Source organism: Stenotrophomonas sp., assembly GCF_032056425.1.
Classification (GTDB): Bacteria; Pseudomonadota; Gammaproteobacteria; order Xanthomonadales; family Xanthomonadaceae; genus Stenotrophomonas.
The window spans coordinates 1-7,027 of record NZ_DAMBCN010000056.1 but is presented as its reverse complement, the minus strand read 5'-3'; the positions used below and the strand labels follow the sequence as shown (position 1 = coordinate 7,027).

The 7,027-nt window shown below is 68.0% G+C and carries 5 protein-coding genes and 1 pseudogene; 4 read left to right on the top strand and 2 right to left on the bottom strand.

The genetic code is table 11. From position 1 onward, the window contains the following. Nucleotides 1-143 precede the first annotated feature (143 nt). The gene (locus tag RTY46_RS19315; protein WP_312710392.1) at nucleotides 144-2,525 is read right to left on the bottom strand and encodes a heavy metal translocating P-type ATPase; all 2,382 of its coding nucleotides are present in this window, start codon (nucleotides 2,523-2,525) and stop codon (nucleotides 144-146) included. Further along, nucleotides 2,522-2,920, bottom strand: a complete 399-nt coding sequence (locus RTY46_RS19310) for a heavy metal-responsive transcriptional regulator (RefSeq protein ID WP_312710391.1) — start codon at nucleotides 2,918-2,920, stop codon at nucleotides 2,522-2,524. The genes RTY46_RS19315 and RTY46_RS19310 overlap by 4 nt, the downstream gene beginning before the upstream one ends. A 185-nt stretch (nucleotides 2,921-3,105) precedes the next feature. Here RTY46_RS19310 and RTY46_RS19305 point away from each other — a divergent pair, with 185 nt between their 5' ends. From RTY46_RS19305 to RTY46_RS19290, 4 genes and pseudogenes are all read left to right on the top strand, one after another. Further along, a complete protein-coding gene (locus RTY46_RS19305; RefSeq protein WP_312710389.1) occupies nucleotides 3,106-4,176 on the top strand; it encodes a helix-turn-helix domain-containing protein in 1,071 nt (356 codons plus the stop codon). Between the two features lie 91 nt (nucleotides 4,177-4,267). Then, nucleotides 4,268-5,068 carry a TlpA disulfide reductase family protein gene (locus tag RTY46_RS19300; protein ID WP_312710388.1) on the top strand — a complete coding sequence of 267 codons (801 nt, stop codon included), beginning with the start codon at nucleotides 4,268-4,270 and terminating at the stop codon, nucleotides 5,066-5,068. A 30-nt stretch (nucleotides 5,069-5,098) separates the two neighbouring features. Beyond that, nucleotides 5,099-5,932, top strand: coding sequence for a thiol:disulfide interchange protein DsbG (dsbG, locus tag RTY46_RS19295; RefSeq protein WP_312710386.1), 834 nt, complete (start codon nucleotides 5,099-5,101; stop codon nucleotides 5,930-5,932). A 506-nt stretch (nucleotides 5,933-6,438) separates the two neighbouring features. After that, nucleotides 6,439-7,027: pseudogene (locus RTY46_RS19290) on the top strand (porin); the annotation flags it as partial.

Here is a 7,027-nt window from a genome sequence, read left to right as displayed (position 1 = left end):
ACCGCTGACCTCCTGCATGCCATGCAGGCGCTCTCCCAGCTGAGCTATGGCCCCACGTCGCTGAGGAGCGAAATAATAGCTGTGCCCCCGGAGGTTGGCAAGCGTTTGTTGCACTTTTCTTCACGTTGTCTGCGACGCCCGTGTCAGCCACCCGGCAGACGCTGCGCGCGCAGGCGCAGCGCGTTGCTGATCACCGAAACCGAACTGAGGCTCATGGCCACTGCTGCCAGCATCGGCGACAGCGAAATGCCCCAGGGCACCAGCACGCCGGCCGCGACCGGAATGCCCAGGCCGTTGTAGAGGAAGGCGAAGCCGAGGTTCTGCCGCATGTTGCGCACGGCCGCCCGCGACAACTGGCGCGCACGCAGGATGCCGCGCAGATCGCCCTTCACCAGCGTCACCTGTGCGCTGGACATCGCCACGTCGGTACCGGTGCCCATGGCGATGCCGACGTTGGCACTGGCCAGCGCCGGCGCATCGTTGATGCCATCACCGGCCATCGCCACCACGCGCCCCTGCGCCTGCAGCTGCTGCACCAGGGCGGCCTTGTCGGCCGGCCGCGTTTCACCGTGCACCTCGTCCAGGCCCAGCGTGGCCGCCACCGCCTGCGCGGTCAGTTCGCCATCGCCGGTGGCCATGATGATGCGCAGGCCATCGCGGTGCAGCGCGGCGATGGCTTCGGCGGTGGTGGACTTGATGGGGTCGGCCACCGACAGCAGGCCGGCCAGCTGTCCGTCCACCGCCAGGTACATCACGCTGGCACCGCGCCGACGCAGCACATCGGCCTCCTCACGCAACGCGGTCACGCTGATCTGCTCGCCGTCCATCAACGCGGTGTTGCCCAGCAGCAGTGCGCGGCCCTGCACGCGGCCGCGCACACCCAGGCCGGTGATCGAATCGAAGTCTTCCACGGCCTGCAGGGCCAGGCCGCGTGCGCGCGCTTCGGCAACAATCGCGGCGGCCAGCGGGTGCTCGCTGCCCTGGTCCAGGCTGGCGGCGCACTGCAGCAGCGCCGTGCCGTCGAATCCGTCGGTGGCACGTACCGTGTCGAACGCGGGGCGGCCCTCGGTCAGCGTGCCGGTCTTGTCCACCACCAGCGTATCGACCTTGCCGAGTGCCTCGATCGCCTCGGCATCGCGGAACAGCACGCCGTGCTGCGCAGCGCGGCCGGTGGCCACCATGATCGACATCGGCGTGGCCAGGCCCAGTGCGCACGGGCAGGCGATGATCAGCACCGCCACGGCACTGAGCACACCGTGGGTCCACGAGGGTTCCGGGCCGAACAGGCCCCAGCCGACCAGCGTCAGTGCGGCCACCGCCAGCACTGCAAGCACGAACCAGTACGCCACGCGGTCGGCCATGCGCTGCATCGGTGCGCGCGACCGCTGCGCCTGCGCCACCAGCTGCACGATCTGCGCCAGCATGCTGTCATCACCCACGCGCTCGGCTTCGATCACCAGCGCCCCCGAGCCATTCAGCGTGGCGCCGATCACGCTGTCACCGACCTGCTTGGTCACCGGCACCGGTTCACCGGTCAGCATCGATTCGTCCAGCGTTGAACGGCCCTCCAGCACGCGTCCATCCACCGGCACCTTCTCACCGGGGCGCACACGCAGGCGGTCGCCGGCCTTCACCTGCACCAGCGCCACGTCCTGCTCGCTGCCGTCGGCCTCGATGCGCCGCGCCGTTCTCGGCGCCAGGCCCAGCAGGGCCTTGATCGCCGCCGAGGTCTTGGCGCGCGCACGCAGCTCCATCAGCTGGCCGAGCAGGGTCAGCGAAATGATCACCGCCGCTGCTTCGAAGTAGACCCCGACGTGGCCGTGCTGCTGGAATGACGGCGGGAACAGCCCCGGGGCGACGGTGGCCACCACGCTGTAGCCATAGGCGGCGATCACGCCGGTGCCGATCAGCGTCCACATGTTGGGGCTGCGGTTGCGGATCGACTGCGCCCAGCGTTGCAGGAACGGCCAGCCCGCCCACAGCACCACCGGCGTGGCCAGCGCACCTTCCATCCACACCCGCAGGGTGGGGGACAGTGCGTGCAGCAGCGGCGTCATCGCCAGCATCGCCAGCGCCATGGTCGCCACGCTCAATGGCAACGACACCCAGAAGCGGCGGCGGAAGTCGGTCAGTTCCGGATTCTCGCCCTCGTCCAGGCTGGGCATCATCGGTTCCAGCGCCATGCCACAGATGGGGCAGGTGCCAGGGCCTTCCTGCACGATCTCCGGGTCCATGGGGCAGGTGTACAGCGTGCCGGCCGGCACCTCCGGTGCGATGTAGGACGCCGGGTCGAGATAGCGCTGCGGGTCGGCGATGAACTTCTGCCGGCAGCCGCCGCTGCAGAAGTGGAAGTCCTGGCCCTGGTGCTGGGCGTGATGCGGCGTGGTGCCCGGGTCAACGTTCATGCCGCACACCAGGTCCTTCACCGTGTTGGCCGTCTTCTTCGCGCCGCCGCAGCAGCTGCCCTTGGCGGCGGGCGCGTGATGGACAGGGCTGTGGGCGTGCCCGGAATGGGGGCTGTTCATGCGTTGTCCTCGGTCAGGGCGGCCAGGATCGGGCACTGTTCCAGTGCCCCGTGGCCGGGGCAGGCATCCACCAGTTGCGACAGCGCCGCCTGCATGCGCTGCAGTTCGGCCATGCGCTGCTCGATGTCGGCCAGGCGCGCGCGCGCGGTGTCGCGCACGCTGCCCATGTCCTGCGCGTGGCGGTCGCTCAGCGCCAGCAGTTCGGCAATCTCCTCCAGGCTGAAACCCAGTGCCTTGGCGCGGCGGATGAAGCGCAGGCGACGCAGGTCCTGTTCGCCGAAGATGCGGTAACCGCCTGCGGATCGTGCCGCGGTCGGCAGCAGGTGCTGGCGCTCGTAATAGCGGACCGTGTCGATCGGCACGCCTGCCTGGCGGGCCAGTTGACCGATGTTCATGGCGCACTCCTCTGTGGTTCTGGCGCCATTGTGAACCTTTGAGTCTGGTCCAGAGTCAAGGGTTTGGGTCCGGCGCACCTCATTCAGGGACATTTGCAACTTTCTTCATAGCCCTGCCTCCGGGGCCGTTTCTACCCTGCGCTTGTACCGGCCGCTGGGTGGCCTGAACGAAAGGAGGAGGGGCTGTGGAAGCACTTGATAGCGAAGGATTCGTGGAAGTTGCAGTGGTGGAATATCCGGGCGGTGATCCCTCGGCAGCGTCAGTTCTGGCCGAGATGGCACACATTGCCAATCGCCTGGCCCAGCAGAAGAAACGCGCCTATCCACGGGTGCTGGTCACCCGCTGGATCGTGCCGGCCAGCAATACCGGTGTGCACCGGCTGGCGGGTGCGGACATGCTGGATGCGGCGATTCCGGCGGTGATCGCGTTGCCAACCCTGGTCAGCCCCGGGGCAGCACTGCGCGCCGAGGATGTCCTGCTGGACTGGCTGCGCGCGCACTACGACGGCGGCAGCCTGCTGGCGGCCGCCGGCGATGGCGTAGGGGTTCTGGCACGCGCCGGCCTGCTGGCAGGCCGGACTGTATCTGGACCCGATCTGAGCCGCTATCCCGGCCTGCAGGGGCAGCCTTCCAGCTGGGCGCCCAGTGAGCGGGCGCTGGTAGACGACGGCGATGTGCTGACGGTCGGCGGTCCCCAGGCGTGGCGCTACATGGGCCTGCGGCTGTTGTACCGCCTGCACGGCCAAGGGGTGGCGAGCGAGGTGGCGGCGCAGCTGGGCATCACCGTGCCAGTGGCGATCCAGCAGGACCTGGAGCGCTTCAGCGCCAACTTTGCCCATGGTGACCGCGACGTGCTGAAGGCGCAGCGTTGGCTGCATAACACGGCGGCACGGGGCGCCACGCTCACCAGCATCTGTGAGATGTCAGGGCTTGAGCCGCGCACCCTGCAGCGGCGCTTCCTCAAAGCCACGGGGCTGCGACCGATCGAATACTGCCAGCGGCTGCGCATTGCCAAGGCCCAGGCCATGCTGCAACAGGGGGCCAGCATCGATGAGGTTGCCTGGGGCGTGGGCTACGCCGATCAAAGCGCGTTCCGGCGTCTGTTCCTTCGCATCATCGGCATGACGCCGGCCAATTATCGACGCCACGTGTGCTGCAACAAGCGACGCGAGCGCGCGGCTGTCGCAGCAGCGACTGCTACCGTACGCGGGTTGCGGCCGTCACCGGAACTGCAGATGCGGCGGAACGCGGCTTGAACCAGCGCCGTGCGCGTGCATTCGGGCCGCCCCTTGCGTTTGCAGCGGGCGGCTTCGAACATGCAGTGTGCTGTCGTGGATTGAAACGGGTATGTCGAGTGTAGGGCCGGTACCCATGCCGGTGATCGTGATTCTGCTGGCGCTGTTGGCATCCATGGCGCTGGCACGGCTGTGGCCACGTCCTCGTGCTGCTGCGGAACCGTCTGCCGCCGGGCTGGTGCTGGACATGCTGCTGCTCGGCCTGCTGTGCGGCAGGGGAGTATTCATTGCCGCGCATCTCGAGCTGTATCGGCAGGCGCCTTGGTCAGTCCTGCAGATTGCCGACGGTGGATACTCGTTGCCCGTAGCGCTGGTGTCGGGCGCCGGCTGGGGTCTGTGGGCGTTGCGCCGGCACCCGTCGCTGCGCCTGTCCGTGCTCTGCAGCGCAGGCGTGGGTGTGCTGCTGTGGGCCGCCGGTGGCCTGGTCATCTCGCAGTGGCAGGGCACGCACATGCCACTGCCAGCCGCACAGACGGTGGATCTGCAAGGGCAGGCACGACCGCTGCAGCAGTATCGGGGGCGCCCGCTGGTGCTGAATCTGTGGGCGACCTGGTGCGGCCCGTGCCGGCGCGAGATGCCGGTGCTGGCGCAGGCCCAGCAGGCGCATCCGCAGATCCAGTTTGCCTTCGTCAACCAGGGCGAAACTGCCGAAGATGTCCAGGTGTTTCTGTCCAGCGCCAGGCTTTCGCTGCACAACGTGCTGCTGGACGCAGCATCCGACACATCCACCGCACTGGGCGTCAAGGCCTACCCCGCCACCCTGTTCTTCGATGCCCAGGGGCGCCTGCAGGAACTGCACGTAGGCGAACTGACGGCCGCCGGTCTTGAACACAAACTGCGTCGGCTGCGGTAGCCTGCCGCGGCATTTCATTTCGGAGTTTCCATGCTGTCCATTTCCCCGCGCTTTGCGCACAAGGCCCTGATCCTGCCAGCCCTGTTGGCCCTGGCCGCCTGCAGCCAGGCGCAGACCCCGCCGGGCAAGACGGACGCCCAGCCGGCGGCTGCCGCTGCCGCCAAGGGCGATCGCCCGGCGGTGTTGAAGGGCATCGAGAAGCATGGCTTCCAGGTGATGGCCGAGTTCGACGCGCCGGGTGGCCTGCGCGGCTTTGCGGGTGTGGTCAATGGCCAGCAGCCGGCCGCCGCTTACGTGACGGCCGATGGCAAGAACGTGCTGGTCGGCAGCCTGTTCGATGCCGAAGGCAATGAAGTGGCCGCCGACACGGTGGAAAAGCTGGTGTCCGGCCCGATGTCGGCGGCCATCTGGAAGGACCTGGAAGGCAGCGCCTGGGTGCGTGATGGCAAGGCCGATGCGCCGCGGGTGGTCTACACCTTCAGCGATGCCAACTGCCCCTACTGCCACAAGTTCTGGGAAGCGGCGCGGCCGTGGGTCGACACCGGCAAGGTGCAGTTGCGCCACGTGCTGGTGGGGGTGATCCGCGAGGACAGCCCGGCCAAGGCGGCCGCGATCCTGTCCGCGCGCGACCCCACTGCAGCGCTGCTGCAGAACGAACACCAGTTCGAGCAGGGTGGCATCAAGCCGGTCGCCACGATCAGCCCGGACCTGGCGGGCAAGCTCAATGCCAACCAGGAACTGATGATCAAGCTGGGCTTCCAGGGCACGCCGGGCATCCTGTTCCAGGATGCTCAGGGTCAGGTGCAGCGTCGTTCGGGCATGCCGCAGGGTGCCGATCTGCAGACGGTGCTGGGCCCGCGCTGATCGCGCAGGGGCGTGTGCCGACGGGGTTCGGCACGCGCCTGTCGTGCTGTCGCATTCTGCGACATGACGGCTTCGCAGGCTGCGCAGTCGTCGTGCCGGTGTCACCGATGAAGCGTGACCTGGTTCAAGACTTCTGCCTTGATTGCGATCAAGGCCAAAAGCGACATCATGACTACGCTGGTGCGCATGAAATCCCGCACCCCAGCGCATGTCGCACGTCCTCGCCGATGGCTGAAAGCGCCGCGCCACGACGTGCTGTTCACGACACTCTCACCACACGCTTGCTACCCAGACCGCTGCGACCGCTACCTCTTCGGCAGCGCGGCCGCAGCGGCGAAGACGTCGACAGCCGCAGGACAGTGTCATCGTCCTGTTGCCTGCAATCGGCAGGCTGTCAGCGCTCGTCAACGCAGTACCTGCATTTCCAGTAGCGGCGGGGTGTGCACCCGGCAGCGCGCATGCGCACGCCGGCAGCGCCGCGCGATCGTTCGTTTGGGGAGAATGCAATGCGCGTTGCGGTACTGAGTGTGGCGTGTGCGGCAGTGCTGGCAGCAGCACCTGCCCAGGCACAGGAAGGTGCAGCCGATGATGCACAGGCGCTGCGGCGCGAGATCGACGGCGTGCGGCAGACGCTGGAGCGCCTGCAACAGCGCCTGGACCGGCTGGAGCAGCGCGAGGACAGTGCCGCAGTCGCTGCGCCGCAGCCGGCGTCGGCAGCACTGCCCAGGCCCGAGCCGGCCTCGCCCGCAGTGGCCGGCGCCGGCGCAGGCTCAGGACTTCACCCCACCCAGGTACCGGGCGTCGCGCAGCCGGTGCTGCCGCAGCGTGATTCGGTGTCCGACCCCTCGACGGCGGCTTCGCGCCCGGACAGTGCGGCCGGCCCGACCGATCCTGACCTGAAGGGCTTCTTCGCCATTCCCGGCACCGACACGGTGATCCGCATCGGCGGCTACGCCAAGCTCGATGCCATCGCCGATTCACGGGCAGCCGGTGACGAGGACCAGTTCATTCCCTCGTCGATGCCCGTCGGCGGCAGCCATCGCGATGTGTCCAACTTCAACCTGCACGCCAAGCAGACCCGTTTCAGTTTCGAGG